Below are 17,728 nucleotides of genomic sequence, written 5' to 3'. Positions count from 1 at the left end.
AATATTTATAAAGGAGTAAAAGACATTATGGATAGTGAAAGAAGTGAAAGGTCAGTTTCAATTAGAGAATTAGTTAAGGATATAGGATTAGATGTAGTTTATATGCCTGATGATGTTGAGTATTACGTGCATTATCAAGATATTCATAGACCAGGGTTACAATTTTCAGGATATTTTGAACATTTTACTTACGATAGAATTCAGATTGTAGGTAGAACTGAATACACTTATTTTAGCCATATGGATTCAGAAATAAGAAAAATTGTATTAGATAAATTTTTTAGCTATGAAGTTCCAGCACTAATAGTAACTAGAGGCCTTACAGTTAATGAAGATGTTATTGAAATGGCTAAAAAACATAATAGAGTAGTATTGGCAACAAAAGGAAATACAACAAGATTAATAAACAAATTGTCTAATTACTTAGATTCTAAACTGTCACCTACAATTAGTATACATGGAGTTTTAGTAGATGTATTTGGAGTAGGTGTTTTAATAAGAGGGGAAAGTAGTGTAGGTAAATCAGAGACAGCTCTTGAACTTGTTCAAAGAGGTCATAGATTAATAGCAGATGATGCTGTTGAAATAACTAAAATTGATGAAAATTTACTTATGGGGCAAGCTCCTGAAGTTTTAAAACATTTTATGGAGATAAGAGGTATAGGAATAATAGATGTTAGAAGTATGTATGGTATAGGAGCTGTTAAAGATTCTAAGGTTATAGATTTAATAATAAGACTAGAGTTTTGGGATGATAACACTTACTATGATAGATTAGGTTTAGATAAAGAGTATGAAGAAATACTTGGAATAGATGTAGAGAAGTTAGTAGTTCCAGTAAAGCCAGGAAGAAATACAGCTATGATTTTAGAAGTCGCAGCTATGAACTTTAGACAAAAACGAATGGGTTATGATTCTGCTAAGGAATTTACAAAAAAATTAGCTACATTAATAGATAAAAATAATAATTAAAAAGGTGTGACAATGTTTGTCACACCTTTTTAATTATTCAGTAGCTTCTGCTAAATTTTCTTCGCACTCAAAGAAATTACTTCTGTCAAAATAATAAGTATGAAGATATCTGTGAGCTAAGTCGCCATAAGGTTCACCTAAAAATTCATTATATAGGTTATTTACAGAAGGGTTTTTATGAGGTTTACGTACTTCTGAATGTTTATCAATATGATAAAGAGCATTAGCACGAGCTTTTATTTTATCATAATCTCCATAGTGGTAAGGCTGACCTCCACCAGCTACACAACCTCCTGGACAGGCCATAACCTCAATTATATGATAATTAGATTTTCCTGATTTTACTTCATCCATTACTTTTTGAGCGTTTCCTAAGCCATTAACGGCACAGGCATTGATAATTGTGCCGCCTATATTTACTTTAAATTCTTTTATTCCATCAATACCTCTAACTGATTTAAAATCAATGTTCTCTAAATTTTCATTAGTAAGCCATTCATAAGATGTACGAAGAGCAGCTTCTAAAACACCACCAGTAGCACCAAATATATTAGCGGCACCAGTTGATTCTCCCATTGGATTATCAAAAGATTCATCATCTAAATTAAGAAAATCTATACCTGCTTGATTAATCATTTTAGCTAATTCTCTAGTAGTTATAGATATATCAACATCTAAGAAATCATCATTTCCTAATTCTTCTCTAGATATTTCATATTTTTTAGCTATACAAGGCATGATGGAAACAACAGTAATATCTTTTGGCTTTATTCCAATTTTTGAAGAAAAGTAATTTTTAGCTATGGAACCAAACATATTTTGAGGAGATTTACAGCTAGAAACTAAGTTTAATAGAGTAGGATAGTGATGCTCTAAATAATTTACCCAAGCTGGACAACAGCTAGTTAAAATTGGCAAGTCTTTACCTTCTTTTAATCTATGAATAAATTCAGATGCTTCTTCAAGAATAGTTATATCTGCTGCAAAGTTAGTATCAAACACATATTTAAAGCCTAATAGTTTAAGGGCTGCTACAATTTTCCCAGTTGTAATTACTCCTGGATTTAATCCAAATTCTTCACCTAAAGCAACTCTAACAGCAGGAGCAACTTGGACAACAACTGTTTTATCAGCTTTATTAAGTTCATCCCAAACTAATCCTGTATTATTAACTTCTGTTAATGCTCCAGTAGGGCATACTGCTACACATTGACCACAGAAAGAACAGTTAGTTTTATCAATATCTTCATTAAAAAAAGTAGATACCATTGTTTCAAAACCACGATTAACACCAGACAAAACTCCTACTTTTTGTATTTCTGTGCACATTGTTTCACATCTTCTGCAAAGTATGCATTTATTATGGTCTTTAATTATAGACTTACTTGAAGTGTCTATTCCTAAATCTGATTTTACACCTTTATAAGTTACTTCTCTTACTCCTAAATCCTGAGCTATAATTTGAAGTTCACAATTACCATTTTTTTCGCAAACAAGGCAGTCTTGAGGGTGGTCTGATAGTAAAAGTTCAACTACTGTTTTACGAGCATTCAGAGCACGAGGTGTATTAGTTTGAACTTCCATACCTTCACGCACATTCGTTGCACAAGCCGGAACTAACCCTTTTTTTGTATCAACCATACATATACGGCAAGATGCACATTTATTATTCATATTTATTTCGTCCATATGAAGGTGACAAAGTGTTGGAATTTTAATATTTAGCTTTTTAGCAGCATCAAGGATTGTAGTTTCGCTCTCAACAGATACTGCTTTACCGTTTATAGTTAAATTAACTAAACTCATTGATTATCCCCCTTATTTCTTAATTATTGCATTAAACTTACAGTTATCCATACAAGCACCACATTTTAAACACTTAGTTGTATCGATTTCATGTTTTTCTTTAACATTTCCAGATATACATCCTGCAGGGCAAATTCTAGAACATTTTGTACAACCTATACAATTATCTGTTATAACAAAGTTTAATAGTGCCTGACATTTACCAGAAGGACATTTTTTATCAATAACATGAGCTTTATATTCATCATAAAAATAATTAAGTGTACTTAAAACTGGGTTAGGTGCTGATTTACCTAGACCACATAAAGAGGTAGTAGCTATGGTTTTAGAAAGATTTTCTAAGTCTAATAAATCTTGTTCACAACCTTTGCCATCTGTTATTTTTGTTAGTATTTCAAGCAAACGTTTATTTCCTATACGACAAGGAGTACATTTACCACATGACTCTTCAACTGTAAACTCTAGGAAGAATTTAGCTATATCTACCATACAATCTGTTTCATCTAAAACAAGCATACCACCTGAACCCATCATAGAACCAAGATTACTTAAATTATCAAAATCTATAGGCGTATCAAGATAATCTATAGGAACACATCCACCAGATGGACCTCCAGTTAAAACAGCTTTAAATTTTTTGTTATCTGGAATACCTCCACCTATGTTATAAACAATATCTTTTAATGTGGTCCCCATAGGTATTTCAACAAGACCAACATTATTAATTTTTCCACCTAATGCAAAGACTTTAGTACCTGATGAATTTTCAGTTCCAATATTTTTATACCATTGACCACCATTTTCTATTATTGGAGGTATATTTGCGAAAGTTTCAACATTGTTTGAACATGTAGGTACATCCCAAAGACCTTTTTTAGTTGAGCTATAAGTTTTCATACGAGGTTCACCACGATTACCTTCTATTGAACGCATTAGAGCGGTACCTTCACCACAAACAAAAGCCCCAGCACCATATTTAAGTTCTATTTTAAAATTAAATCCAGTACCTAATATATTTTCACCTAATAATCCTAGTTTTTCAGCTTGACTAATAGCTAAGTTTAATCTTTCTATAGCAAGAGGATATTCAGCTCTTATGTAAATATAACCAGTGTCTGCACCAACAGCATATCCACAAATCGCCATTGCTTCAAGTACTTTATGAGGACATCCTTCAAGTATGGATCTATCCATAAATGCACCTGGGTCACCCTCATCGGCATTACAAACAACATATTTTTGATTAGATTTTGATTTTCTAGTAGCTTCCCACTTTATACCTGTAGGGAATCCTGCACCACCTCTACCTCTTAATCCTGAAAGTTTAACTTCTTCGATGACTTCTTCAGGAGAAAGTTCAGTTAGACATTTACCAAGATTAGCATAACCATTATTAGCTATATAATCTTCAACTTTCTCAGGATTCATGTAACCACACTTATGAAGAGCTATACGCATTTGTTGTTTATAAAATGACATATCTTCTAGTTTAGAAACTTTTTTTCTTTCAGAGGCTTCTAAAAATAATAATCTATCAACTAAATTACCATTAACTAAATGTTCTTGCACAATTTCTTTTGCATCATCAGATGATACTTTTATATAAAAAATATCATCAGGACAAACTCTAACTATTGGTCCTTGAGCACAAAATCCAAAACATCCTGTTAGAGAAACAGATACAGAATCTTCAAGTCCTGCATTTTTAATTTCTTTTTTTAAATTATCGATTATAGGTAAACTATTTGCAGCTCTACATCCAGTGTCTCCACAAACTAACAACTCTTTTTTGTTTTTTTCTTGGCAATTATTGTCTCTTAAATATAGGTTTGGTTTTAATTTATTAATTAGATATTTAAGCTCACCAAATGATCTTATTTTATTCATATATTCCCCCCCTTTTTTATATTAACAAGTAACTTCTATTTGGTTATATTCATCTAAAATATCTTTTACTTGGTCAACTGTAACTTGTCCATAGACTTTTCCATTTACAACAACTACTGGAGCTAAACCACAAGCCCCAACACATCTTAAACCTTCAAGAGAATATTTAAGATCAGGTGTTGTTTCACCAGATTTTATACCTAATTGCTTTTCAAACTCAGCAAGGATTTTATCGGCACCTTTGACAAAACATACAGTTCCTAAACAAACACTTATTTTATATTTACCTTTTTGTTCAGTAGTAAAGTAAGAATAGAAGCTTACAACTCCGTAAACTTTAGCAGGTGAAACATCTAATTTTTTTGAGATATGAAGCTGAACTTCTTTAGGTAAGTAGCCAAATAAACCTTGAGCATGATGTAGGACTTGAATTAATGCTCCCTTTTTAGTTGGAAGAGCATCAATAAATTCATCTAATTCTTCAAACAACTTGTTATTACATTGAGAACAATTACACATATACAACCTCCTTATATTAAATATAAAATTTTATAATCTATTATTTATTATATTTATCATCTTATTAATATTATAACTTATTTATTTTAAATATTTTTGAAAGTTTACTAAATTTTCAAAAAATAAAATATTAACATTTATAAAAAAACTTAAAAAAATACCTCAAATAATATTTTTATTACTTGAGGTATTTTAAAAATAATTTATAAAACAGGTGATAAAAGTCTTGATATAGACTCTTTAAATTTTATTATTTGAGGTCTATTATCATACATTTCTTGAGTAACTTGAATACATTTTTCGATATCAGCTTCAAAAATTTCTTTTTGTTTTATGGCTATATCACGACAGTACATAAATGCATTTACTTCAAAGTTAAGCTCAAAACTACGTATATCCATATTAGCAGTACCTATTGAACAAATAGAATCATCCATAACTACTGTTTTAGAATGTAAAAAGGCATTTTTATCATAAGTATAAATCTTAGCACCAAACTTTAAAAGTTCTCCTGCATATGAATATGAAGCCCAATAAACGAAAGGATGGTCAGGTTTAGATGGAATCATAATTCTAACATCTACTCCTGACAAACAAGCTATTTTAAGAGCATCAAGTAGTGAACTATCTAATATAAGATATGGTGATTGAATATATATGTATTTTCTAGATTTTTGAATCATTTTAAGATATCCATACTTTATTTCATCTATCTCTGATAAGTCAGGTCCACTAGATACAATTTGAATACCGGTATTTCCATTATAAGGATTTATATCATCATTTAGATATTTTGTAAAATTAATATCTTCACGAGTTGTATATCTCCAATCCATCATAAATCTAAGGTTTAAGTCATTAACAGCAGATCCTATAATTTTAGTATGAGTATCTCTCCAATAACCAAATTTAGGGTCTTTACCTAAATATTCATCTCCAACATTAAATCCTCCGACAAATCCAACTTCACCATCTATTACAACAACTTTGCGATGATTTCTATAATTTAAGTTGAAATTTATAATTTTTAAAAATGAAGGGAAGAAACCTCCAATTTTTCCGCCTGCTTTTTTAAACCTGTGAATTCCTTTTTCAGATAGTAGTCTACTTCCAACTGTATCATATAAAAGTCTAACCTCTACACCTTCAGAGATTTTATCAATAAGAATGTCTAAAATTTCATTACCAATTTCGTCATCTTTGAAAATATAAAATTCGATGTGAATATATTTTTTAGCTTTTTTTAGTTGCAATTTAAGCTCATCAAAAAACTCATTACCATCAGTATAAATGGAAACTTTGTTATTTGTAGTGTATGGTGAACTATTTAAAGTAGCTAAAGAATTAATCATATCCTTATGTTCAACTATACTAGGTTCAAATTTTTCGGAGTATTGTAAGAAATCACTAGAATCTAACATTCTACTTTTTAGTTTTTCATCTTCTTCTTTCTTTAATTTAAACATATTGTATTTGTTCATACGTCTACCAAATACTATGTATAAAACAAATCCTGCAGCAGGAACTATTGTTAGTATTAAAATCCATGCAACTGTAGAATCTATACTTCTTCGTTCTCTGAATATAAGATTTAACATAACTAAAAAGTTAATTATATATATAGCAGTTACTGCAAATTGATATGAAAAAATTTCAGATAAAATATTAGTCGCCCCCTCGCAAATATATTTTAATCAATTGAATAATTATATTTATTATAACAAAAAGGGATATATTTCTCTATATAAAAACCCCCTTATTAAAAATAAGAGGGTTTAATCTATTTTATATTTAATTAATTATTTTTCATTTTTACTCATAAATAAGAAGTAATAAGAACCTGCTATTATCATACCACCTAATATATTACCTATAGTAACAGGTAAAAAGTTGTGTAATAATATATTTCCTATATTTAAGTTAGCAACATCAGCTAAAGTTTTATGAGCAGCTTCTAAATACATTGGATTTAATTTAACCATTAAACCAGCTAATAAGTATCCCATATTTGCAACAACGTGTTCAACTCCGATACATACGAATACGAATATACCTAACCAACCCATGATTACTTTTCCTGAAACATTTTTAGCAGCATATGATGCCCATACAGTAGCACAAACTAATAAGTTACATACTACACCTGAAGCCACAGCAGCCACAAATCCTATATTTGTTTTACCGACAGCATTTTTTATAACAACTCCACCGTATAAACCATTACTCCAATCAAATACACCAGAGTTAGCAACTAAAGCAGCCGCAAATGCTGCACCTATTAAGTTTCCTATCCAAACTAAGGCCCAGTTTTTACCAGCTTGTCCCCAAGAAACTTTTTTCTTAAGAGCTGCTAAAGTTATAAGTATGTTACTTGTAAATAAATCTCCACCTGCAATTAAGATAAGTACAAGACCAGCAGGGAACATAAGTCCAGCTACCATTTTTCCTAATCCGTAAGTAGCAGGGTTAGCTAATAAATTATAAGATGCTGCAATAGAACCTAAAGCACCTAAAGCTATATACATTCCAGCTAAGAATGCAGATACTAAAACTTTTTTAGTTGGAGTAGTTGCTTTTTTGATACCTGCATTTAATGTGTACTCAGCTACTTCAGCAGGCGTAAGCATTTTTTTGTCACTCATTTATAATTCCTCCCGTAAAATAATATACAATTTAGTCAAAAATTTATCATTTATATACACCGTTAATAAGTATACAACAAAATATACATTTTGTATACAAAAAACGACATACAAAAAACATACTATTTTAATTACTCAAAAAATCAAACTAAGTAAACGTATTCTAATGGATTTGAGTCAATTAATTTAATTTAGATTCATATAATTAAGTAAAAATAGTTGGGAGGAAATAACATGTATACAAACTTTCTTACACCTGTAGAGATAACTAAGGCTACTATAGAGTCCGGGATAAAAAAAGCTCACTTATCTACAAAGAAAATGATACTTCTTGGGATTTTAGCAGGATTATTTATAGGATTAGGAGGGCTAGGAAATATATTAATAAGTCAAACCGTATCAGATATTGGCTTATCTAAATTTGCTGGTGCTTGTGTATTTCCAGTAGGACTTATGTTAGTTGTTGTTTGTGGAGCAGAGTTATTTACAGGTAATAATCTTATGACAATAGCCCTTATGGACAAAAAAATTACAATTAAGCAGATGTTAAGAAACTGGGGATTTGTGTATTTGGCTAATTTTATAGGAGCTATTATTCTTGTAATTTTTATTTGTTTTAGTGGAATTTTAACTCAAGATGCAGCTATTAAGGCTATTAATGTTGCAGAAAGTAAAGCATCATTAGACTTTATTCAAGCTTTTTTGAGAGGTATAATGTGTAATATTCTTGTTGTTTTAGCAGTGTGGTTTGCAACATCTGGCAAAGACATAATTTCTAAGATATTCGCATGTTGGTTTCCTATTATGCTATTTGTATTATGTGGCTTTGAACATAGTATAGCAAATATGTTTTTTATTCCTATGGGAATGGTTTTAGGTGCTGATATAAATATTTGTCAATTAGTATTTAATTTGGTTACTGTTACACTTGGGAATATAGTTGGAGGTGCAATATTAATACCTTATATATATTACAATTGTTATGCAAGTAAAGGGAAAAGCAATTAAATATATAATAAAATGGACGTTGATAGTTATATCAACGTTTTTTAGGTTTTTTTCAAGGTGTTTGTATATTGTTATTTTGGTTTTAATACATTATTATAGTATATGTATAATTTTAAAGTAAATAAATAATTTATAAAGTGAATAAATGACATGAATTAGGAGGAAATATAATGGATAAGAAATTTATATATAAAAGTTTATTAGATATATTAGATAAAGAAGAAATCTTTTTAGATGAGCCTATGAAAAATCATATATCATTTAAAGTTGGAGGGCCTGCTGATTTTTTGGTTAAACCTAAAAATGAAGAACAAATAAAAAAATTAGTAACTTTGTTAAAGGAAGAAAACATACCTTATATAATAGTTGGTAATGGATCAAATCTTTTAGTTAAAGATGGAGGTATTAGAGGTGTAGTTATAAAAATAGCTGATAACTTTAATCATTTTGAGGTAAAAGATACAACTGTATTTGCACAATCTGGAGCGTTACTTTCTTTTATGGGAAAGGCAGTATTAAATAATAATTTAACTGGATTTGAATTTGCAGCAGGTATACCAGGTACATTAGGTGGAGCTATAGCTATGAATGCAGGAGCCTATGGCGGAGAAATGAAAGATATGGTTAAGTCTGTAAGATTAATGGATGAAGAAGGAAATATATTTGAGTTAAAAAATGAGGAAATGGAATTTGGATATAGAAAAAGTATATTAAGTAAAAAGGATTATATAGTTTTATCAGCAATATTAGAATTACAAGAAGGTAACCATGACGAAATAAAAAATCGTATGAGGGAACTGACAAAAAGTAGAGTTACAAAACAACCTCTAAATTTACCTAGTGCAGGAAGTACATTCAAAAGACCGGAGGGTCATTTTGCAGCTAAATTAATAGAGGATAGTGGACTGAAGGGATTAACATTAGGAAAAGCTCAAGTTTCAGATAAACATGCAGGATTTGTAGTTAATCTTGGGAATGCAAAAGCTAAAGATATATTAGATTTAATAGATGTAGTTAAAAGCACAGTATATTCCAAGTTTGGAGTTATGTTAGAAGAGGAAGTCAAGATACTAGGAGATGAATAATATTATGGAAATAATAGCTGATTATCATACACATACTGTGTATAGTCACGGAAAAGGAACTATAGAAGATAATGTAAAAGTAGCTATTCAAAAAAATATAAAAAAAATAGGTATATCAGATCATGGATATAAGCATATTGCATATGGAGTAAAATATGATAGTATAGCTAAAATGAGAGAAGAAATAGATATACTTAATGAAAAATATAAAGATATAGAAATACTATTAGGTATGGAGTGTAATATACTAGATGATAAAGGTAATATAGATGTAGATGATAAAATATTGTCTATGTTAGATTACACAATGGCTGGTTATCATTTTGGATCAATGCCTTCATCTATAAAAAGTGCACTTAACCATGCATTTAATTATCTAAAGTTTAAGAATCATTGTAAGGACTATAACACTAATGCAGTAGTAAATGCTATAAAAAATAATAATCTTTTTATAGTAACACACCCAGGAGATAAGGGAGATGTATATATAGAAGAAGTTGCTAAAGCAGCAGTAAAAAATAATACATTCTTAGAAATAAATTCTCACCATGGGTACTTAAATAGTGAACAATTAAAAAAAATAAAAGATACAGGTGTCAAATTTATGATAGGTTCTGATGCACATAGACCAGAGCATGTTGGAAATTTTGATAAGGCTATAAAGATAGCTAAAGAAGCAGAGTTAGATTTTAATCTTATAAAAAATATTAAACTTTAAGTGAGGGGATATGATATGAGGTTTATAATAGTAACAGGATTATCTGGATCTGGTAAAAGTGAAGCTATGAAATCTTTAGAAGATATTGGATTTTATTGTATAGATAATTTACCTCCAACTCTTATAACAAAATTTGCAGAATTATGTTATCAAGGAAATTCTAATATAGATAAGGTAGCTTTGGGTATAGATATAAGAGGTAGAGAGTTTTTCGAGACTTTACATGAAAGTCTAAGTTATTTAGAAAAAGAAAATTATAAATATGAAGTTTTATTTTTAGACTGTGCAGATGATGTTTTAGTTAAGAGATATAAAATGACTAGAAGAAATCACCCATTAGCTAAATCTACACAAATAACGGAAGGTATAAAAGAAGAAAGAGCAATATTACAAACTTTAAGAGAAAAAGCTGATAGCATAATAGATACTAGTAATATGAAGCCTAGGGATTTAAAGGAAGAAATAAGTAAGTTATACTTAGAAGGAGAAGAAAATCCTAAACTTACAATATCTGTAGTGTCATTTGGTTTTAAACATGGAATTCCTATAGATGCAGATTTAGTATTTGATGTTAGATTTTTACCTAATCCATATTATGTAGAAGATTTAAGACCTAAAACAGGAGATGACCAAGAAGTAAGGGATTATGTCATGAATTCAGATGTTAGTAAAGAATTTTTTGCCAAGCTAAAAGATATGATTGATTTTTTAATACCTCATTACATTGAAGAAGGAAAAAGCCACTTAGTTATAGCAATTGGATGTACAGGTGGACGACATAGATCTGTAACAATTTCTAACTTAATATATGATGAATTAATTAAAAAGGGTTATAGAGCTGTAAAAAAACATAGGGATTACACTCTTAGATAAAATATGGAGGGAATTATGACATCAGTAATGATTTTTATAGGAGTAGTAGGGTGGATTTTATTATTAATATCAATTTTAAGATATCTTAAGATAAAAAAAGAAGACAATACTAAAACTATAAAAAATGACGTAAGAGAAGAAAAATCTAAAGTTGTTGTAATAGGAGGGGGAACTGGACAGTCAGTTTTTTTAAGAGGATTAAAGTACTATACTCCTAATATAACAGCTATAGTAACAGTTGCTGATGATGGGGGAGGTTCAGGAGTACTAAGGGAAGATTTAGGTATGTTACCTCCCGGAGACATAAGAAACTGCTTATTATCCCTAGCAAATATAGAACCTACTATGAGTGAGGTTATGAAGTATAGATTTACAGATGGTGTTTTAAAAGGTCAAAGTTTTGGAAATCTCTTTTTAGCTGCTATGAATGGTGTTTATGGAAATTTTGAAACTGCAGTTTATAAAATGAGTGAGATATTTGCTATAACAGGTAGAGTACTACCTGTAACGCTTGAGGATATAAATTTAATTGCTCACCTTGAAAATGGAAACTTAGTAAAAGGAGAGTCTAATATACCAAAACATGTGAAATCTCAAAATACACGTATTAGCAAAATTCAATTAGAACCAGAAAGTGCAAAGCCATTAGATGATGTTATTAAATCTATATATGACGCAGATAAGATTGTCATAGGACCAGGAAGTTTATATACTAGCATAATGCCTAATTTATTAGTTGATGGTGTCGTAGAAGCTATAAAAAAATCTAAGGCACCTAAGATATATATAGCTAATATAATGACACAACCTGGAGAAACTGATAACTACAATGTTTTAGATCATGTAAAAGCAATAAATAAACATTGTGGAGAAAATATAATTGATATAGTTATAGCTAACAATGAAGTATTACCTAAGCCTGTATTTGATATATATAGCAAAGATGGAGCAAGTCAAGTATTATTAGACAAAAATCAAAAACATATACTGGAAGATATAGGAATAAAAGTGATAGAATGTAATTTAGTAGAAATAAAGAGCAACTATATAAGGCATGATGCTGATTATATATCTAATATAGTTGTCAATTTGGCACTAAGTCATAGTTATGATAATGAGAAGTAAAAAAGGATTTTAAAAGTTTATGTAGAAATCCTTATTATTATGTTATTTTAAGGAGTGAACACCAATGAGAGAAGAGGTTAGTGCCGGGGGCGTAGTATTATTTGGTAATGCAGTGCTCTTACTTAGAAAATTTAATGGAGACTGGGTATTACCTAAAGGCAAAGTGGAGATTGGAGAAAATAGAGAAGACGCAGCTCTTAGAGAAGTTTTGGAAGAAACTGGTGTTAAAGCTGATATATTAAAGTATCTAGGTGAAATTCATTATACCTTTAAAGAAAACTGGGATGAAAATAGAGCAGTCCACAAAACAGTATATTGGTATCTTATGCAAGCGAGAAGCATGGATACAATTCCTCAAAAGGAAGAGGGATTCATAGATGCTAAATTTGTACATCTAGACAGGGTTGTTGATTTAGCTAGATATGATGATGAAAAGGAAATTATAAAAGTAGCTTTAGATGAAATAAAAAAAAGATTAAAGAAGAATTAACTATAGGTGATAGAATATGTCTTTTTCAGCAGAAACGAAAAATGAATTGGCAAGAGTTTTCTCGGATAATAAATGTTGTAACATAAGTGAACTTTCTGCGATAGTTAGATTATCAGGAAGTATACAAATTGCTGGATATAAGAAATTAAACTTAAAAATAAGTACAGAATTAAATTCAACAGCTAGAAAAGTCTTCAAACTACTAAAATCAAACTTTGGAATTAATACAGAGATATCAGTAAATAAAAATCAAATGTTAAAGAGAAATAGTAGTTATGTATTAATGATAACTAATGACATGGGTGCTAAAGATTTATTAAGAGAGTTAGGTATATTATCAGAAGAAGAAGGTTTTTTAACTATGAATAAAGTGCCTGAAAATCTTGTAAAAGACAATGAATGTGTTAGAGCTTTTATAAGAGGTGCATTTTTAGGTGGTGGGTCTATAAGTGATCCTGAAAAAAATTATCACTTAGAATTTGTGACAAACAATGAAGATTTTGCAGAGTCTCTAAAAGACCTTATAAATTCATTAGGATTTAATTCTAAAACAGTATCTAGAAAAAATAACTATGTAGTTTACTTAAAAGAAAGTGAACAGATATCAGATTTATTAAATATTATAGGAGCACATCAAGCCCTACTTAGCCTTGAAAGCACGAAGATAGTCAAAGAAATGAGAAATAATGTAAACAGACTTGTTAATTGTGAAACAGCAAACTTATCAAAGACTGTAAATGCAGCAGTTAGGCAAATAGAAAATATAAAATATATCGAAGAAAAAATAGGGTTAAACCATTTGCCACCAAATCTAAGAGAAATAGCTATGTTAAGAATAGAGTATGAAGATTTGACTTTAAAAGAATTAGGTGAAATGGCAAAACCAGAACTAAGTAAGTCAGCGGTAAATCACAGATTAAGAAAAATAGAACAAATAGCGGATGATTTAAGAGCGAAATATGAATAAGAGGCGTTAAGCCTCTTTTTATTTTCAATAATTATTAAAATTATAAATATTGGATTTTGATTAACACGTATTTATTGTGGTAAAATTACTTTTATAAGCAGGAGGTGAAGTCTTTGAGTAAAGATTTTGTTCATTTACATGTTCATACAGAATATAGTTTACTAGATGGTTTTTCTAGAGTCAAAAACTTAGTAAGTAGAGCTAAAGAGTTAAATATGAGTGCTGTTGCAATAACTGATCATGGTTGCATGTTTGGTGCGATAGATTTTTTCAAAGTTGCAAAAAAGGAAGGCATAAAGCCTATAATAGGATGTGAGGTTTATACAGCACCTAGAAGCATGAGGGATAAAGACCCAAATTATGATAAGTCTCAGGGGCATTTAATACTTCTAGCTAAAGATACAGAAGGATATCAAAACCTTATAAAGTTAGTTTCAAAGGCATATGTACAAGGATTTTACTACAAGCCTAGAGTGGATATAGATGAAATAAGAAAGCATAGTAAAGGGATTATTGCATTATCAGCTTGTTTAGCAGGAGATGTTTCTCAAGCATTAATGAATAGAAATTATGATAAAGCTAAAAATATAGCATTAAAATATAAAGAAATATTTGGCAAAGATAATTATTATATAGAAATACAAGATCATAACTTACCAGAACAAAAAGAGGTAAATAGAGAATTAATAAGACTTTCAAAAGAAATAGATGTAGGTCTAGTTGCTACAAATGATGTTCATTATGTTAGAAAAGAAGATTCTAAGATACATGATATTTTAATGTGCATACAAATGGGAAAAACAGTTAACGATCCGACTAGAATGAGATTTGGTAGTGATGAATTTTATTTAAAATCTAGAGAAGAGATGGAAACTGTATTTCCTGAAGTGCAAGAAGCTTTAGATAACACAGTTAAAATTGCGGATATGTGTAATGTGGAATTTGATTTTAACACTATACATTTACCAAAATATGATGTTCCAGACGGTTATACACCAAGGGAGTATCTAAGGATGTTATGCTTTAAAGGATTAGAGGAAAGATATAAAAATCCGTCGCCTGAAATAACTGATAGGTTAGAGTATGAATTAGGCGTAATAGAAAAGATGGGATATGTAGAATATTTCCTTATAACTTGGGATTTTATAAATTTCGCAAGAGAGAATAACATCATGGTTGGACCAGGAAGAGGTAGTGCCGCTGGATCAATAGTTTCTTACACGTTATATATAACAGATATAGATCCTATAAAGTATTCACTATTATTTGAAAGATTTCTTAACCCTGAGCGTATATCTATGCCCGATATAGATATAGACTTTTGTTATGAAAGAAGAGAAGAAGTTATTGATTATGTAAAGCGTAAATATGGTGAAGATCATGTTGCTCAAATAATAACTTTTGGAACAATGGGGGCAAAAGCGGCAATAAGAGATGTTGGTAGAGTTTTAGATATAAGTTATAACAAAGTAGATAATATAGCAAAAGAAATACCTTTTGCATTAGGAATGACAATAGATAAAGCGTTAGATACAAATCCTAATTTAAGAAAATTATATGAAGAAGATAATGAAACTAAAGAAATAATAGATGTATCTAGAAAAATAGAGGGAATGTTAAGACATGCATCTACACATGCAGCTGGTGTTGTTATATCTAAAAAGTCAATAGATGAATATGTTCCATTATATAAACATCAAGATGCTATAACTACCCAATTTACAATGACAACCTTAGAGGAATTAGGGCTATTAAAGATGGATTTCTTAGGGCTTAGAACTTTAACTGTTATAAGAGATGCTTTAGATTTAATAGAAAAAAATCATAATATAAAACTTAATTTTTCTGCTATGGAATATGATGATCCTAAAGTATATGAATTACTTTCTTCAGGGAATACACTAGGAGTATTCCAACTAGAAAGTGGTGGTATGAGAAGTTTCATGAAGCAGTTAAAACCAGATAATTTCGAAGATATAGTAGCTGGAATTTCTCTTTATAGACCAGGACCTATGGACTCTATTCCTAACTATATTAATAATAAAAATAATCCTGGACATGTAGAGTATTTACATGAAAAATTAAAGCCTATAATGGAAGTTACATATGGGTGTTTAGTTTATCAAGAACAAGTAATGCAGGTTGTTAGAGATTTAGGTGGATATAGTTATGGACGTAGTGATTTAGTTAGAAGAGCTATGGGTAAGAAAAAGATGGATGTCATGGAAAAGGAAAGACAATATTTTATTCATGGTAAATTTGATGATAATGGGGAACTTGAAATAGCAGGTTGTGTTAGAAATGGAGTTCCAGAAGAAATAGGAAATAAAATATTTGATGATATGATAGATTTTGCAAAGTATGCATTTAATAAAAGTCATGCAGCTGCATATGGAGTATTAGCATATCAAACAGCATATTTAAAGGCTCATTATCCAGTAGAATTTATGGCAGCTCTTATAACTAGTGTTATGGGAAATACAGATAAAGTTGTAGAGTATATAAGAGAATGTAATAATCTTAAAATAGATATCTTAAAGCCTGATATAAATAAAAGTTTTACTAAATTTTCGGTTGAAGGTAAGAGTATAAGGTTTGGATTAGCAGCAGTTAAAAATGTAGGAGTAAATGTGTTAAATAATATTATCGCAGAAAGAGAAAATGGCGGTGAATTTAAAGATTTTAATGAATTTTGTAAAAGATTAGACTCTAAAGATTCTAATAAACGTATAATTGAAAGTCTTATCAAGTGTGGAGCATTTGATGAGATGGGAAATAATAGAGCAAGTTTACTTCTTGGATATGAAAAATTACTAGAAAGTATAGCTTTGGATAGAAAGAAAAATTTAGTTGGACAAGTATCGTTATTTGATGGATTTGAAATGGATGCAGCAATAAATAATGATATACAAAATATGTACAAATTACCTCAAGTAAAAGAGTTAGAAGAAAAAGAAAAATTATATCTAGAAAAAGAAGTTTTAGGTATGTATGTAAGTGGACATCCATTATCTCAGTATAAAGATAAACTTAAGAAAAATACTACAATTAACAATGCAGATCTAAATGATATAAAAGAAGATTACGTTAGCTACTTAAATTTAAATGAAAAAGAAGTGACAATGGGTGGAATAGTAATAAATAAAACTATAAGAACGACTAAAAGAAATGATTTAATGGCTATAATAGAATTAGAAGATTTATATGGAGTTATAGAAGTTATTGTATTTCCTCAGGTGCTTCAAAAATATAATACTATAATTCAGGAAGATAAGATCATATATATAAAAGGAAGATTAAGTATAAAAGAAGATGAAAATGCAAAACTTATAGCTAGAGAGATAATTGATATGAATGAAAGTATAAATCAAGAGAAACCTACATTATACTTAAAAATAAATTCTATAGAAAATAAAGATTTAGTAAATGATTTAATATCTGTTGTTACTAAATACAAAGGTGATAATGATATATATATATATGCAGAGAATATAAAACAGATGTATAAATGGAATCACATAAAAGTTAATATAAATGAAAATTTAATTAATGAGTTACAAAATATATTACCTAGAACAAGTATAAAAGTAAAAATTTAACACTTTTTAAAATTTTATTATATAAAAAGATAGCGAA

The 17,728-nt window shown here is 29.5% G+C and carries 14 protein-coding genes; 9 read left to right on the top strand and 5 right to left on the bottom strand.

The window, feature by feature from the left end:
* Positions 1-27 precede the first annotated feature (27 nt).
* Positions 28-972, top strand: coding sequence for an HPr(Ser) kinase/phosphatase (hprK, locus tag H8891_RS10505; RefSeq protein ID WP_187006418.1), 945 nt, complete (start codon positions 28-30; stop codon positions 970-972).
* A 33-nt stretch (positions 973-1,005) separates the two neighbouring features.
* On the opposite strand, the gene H8891_RS10500 is transcribed toward hprK, so the two are convergent.
* The 5 genes from H8891_RS10500 to H8891_RS10480 all read right to left on the bottom strand — a co-directional run bounded on the left by H8891_RS10500 (position 1,006) and on the right by H8891_RS10480 (position 7,826).
* Positions 1,006-2,778 carry an NADH-dependent [FeFe] hydrogenase, group A6 gene (locus H8891_RS10500; RefSeq protein WP_187006417.1) on the bottom strand — a complete coding sequence of 591 codons (1,773 nt, stop codon included), beginning with the start codon at positions 2,776-2,778 and terminating at the stop codon, positions 1,006-1,008.
* 12 nt (positions 2,779-2,790) lie between these two features.
* The gene (locus tag H8891_RS10495) at positions 2,791-4,665 is read right to left on the bottom strand and encodes an NADH-quinone oxidoreductase subunit NuoF (RefSeq protein ID WP_187006416.1); all 1,875 of its coding nucleotides are present in this window, start codon (positions 4,663-4,665) and stop codon (positions 2,791-2,793) included.
* 21 nt (positions 4,666-4,686) lie between these two features.
* Positions 4,687-5,184, bottom strand: a complete 498-nt coding sequence (locus H8891_RS10490) for an NADH-quinone oxidoreductase subunit NuoE family protein (RefSeq protein WP_147546898.1) — start codon at positions 5,182-5,184, stop codon at positions 4,687-4,689.
* A 203-nt stretch (positions 5,185-5,387) separates the two neighbouring features.
* Positions 5,388-6,806 carry a cardiolipin synthase gene (cls, locus tag H8891_RS10485; RefSeq protein ID WP_330606237.1) on the bottom strand — a complete coding sequence of 473 codons (1,419 nt, stop codon included), beginning with the start codon at positions 6,804-6,806 and terminating at the stop codon, positions 5,388-5,390.
* Positions 6,807-6,983: 177 nt separating this feature from the next.
* Complete coding sequence (locus tag H8891_RS10480) at positions 6,984-7,826, bottom strand: formate/nitrite transporter family protein (protein WP_187006414.1); 843 nt, start codon at positions 7,824-7,826, stop codon at positions 6,984-6,986.
* A 234-nt stretch (positions 7,827-8,060) separates the two neighbouring features.
* Here H8891_RS10480 and H8891_RS10475 point away from each other — a divergent pair, with 234 nt between their 5' ends.
* From H8891_RS10475 to H8891_RS10440, 8 genes are all read left to right on the top strand, one after another.
* Positions 8,061-8,834 carry a formate/nitrite transporter family protein gene (locus tag H8891_RS10475; RefSeq protein WP_187006413.1) on the top strand — a complete coding sequence of 258 codons (774 nt, stop codon included), beginning with the start codon at positions 8,061-8,063 and terminating at the stop codon, positions 8,832-8,834.
* A 170-nt stretch (positions 8,835-9,004) separates the two neighbouring features.
* Complete coding sequence (gene murB / locus H8891_RS10470; protein WP_187006412.1) at positions 9,005-9,919, top strand: UDP-N-acetylmuramate dehydrogenase; 915 nt, start codon at positions 9,005-9,007, stop codon at positions 9,917-9,919.
* 4 nt (positions 9,920-9,923) lie between these two features.
* On the top strand, positions 9,924-10,637 hold the full coding sequence (locus H8891_RS10465; protein WP_187006411.1) for a PHP domain-containing protein: 714 nt from the start codon (positions 9,924-9,926) through the stop codon (positions 10,635-10,637).
* Positions 10,638-10,652: 15 nt separating this feature from the next.
* Positions 10,653-11,510, top strand: coding sequence for an RNase adapter RapZ (gene rapZ, locus H8891_RS10460; RefSeq protein ID WP_147546885.1), 858 nt, complete (start codon positions 10,653-10,655; stop codon positions 11,508-11,510).
* A gap of 15 nt (positions 11,511-11,525) precedes the next feature.
* Positions 11,526-12,635 (top strand): gluconeogenesis factor YvcK family protein, encoded by a 1,110-nt coding sequence (locus tag H8891_RS10455; RefSeq protein WP_187006410.1) that lies wholly within the window; start codon positions 11,526-11,528, stop codon positions 12,633-12,635.
* Between the two features lie 64 nt (positions 12,636-12,699).
* Entirely contained in the window at positions 12,700-13,125 is a 426-nt protein-coding gene (locus H8891_RS10450) for an NUDIX hydrolase (protein ID WP_147546881.1), read from the top strand.
* A gap of 16 nt (positions 13,126-13,141) precedes the next feature.
* Positions 13,142-14,092, top strand: a complete 951-nt coding sequence (whiA, locus tag H8891_RS10445; protein WP_147546879.1) for a DNA-binding protein WhiA — start codon at positions 13,142-13,144, stop codon at positions 14,090-14,092.
* A 113-nt stretch (positions 14,093-14,205) separates the two neighbouring features.
* Positions 14,206-17,691: a DNA polymerase III subunit alpha gene (locus H8891_RS10440; RefSeq protein ID WP_187006409.1), complete on the top strand. Its 3,486-nt coding sequence runs from the start codon at positions 14,206-14,208 to the stop codon at positions 17,689-17,691.
* Positions 17,692-17,728 lie beyond the last annotated feature (37 nt).

It is taken from the genome of Paeniclostridium hominis (assembly GCF_014306135.1).
Taxonomy (GTDB): domain Bacteria; phylum Bacillota; class Clostridia; order Peptostreptococcales; family Peptostreptococcaceae; genus Paraclostridium; species Paraclostridium hominis.
This window is presented reverse-complemented; position numbering and strand designations above follow the sequence as displayed.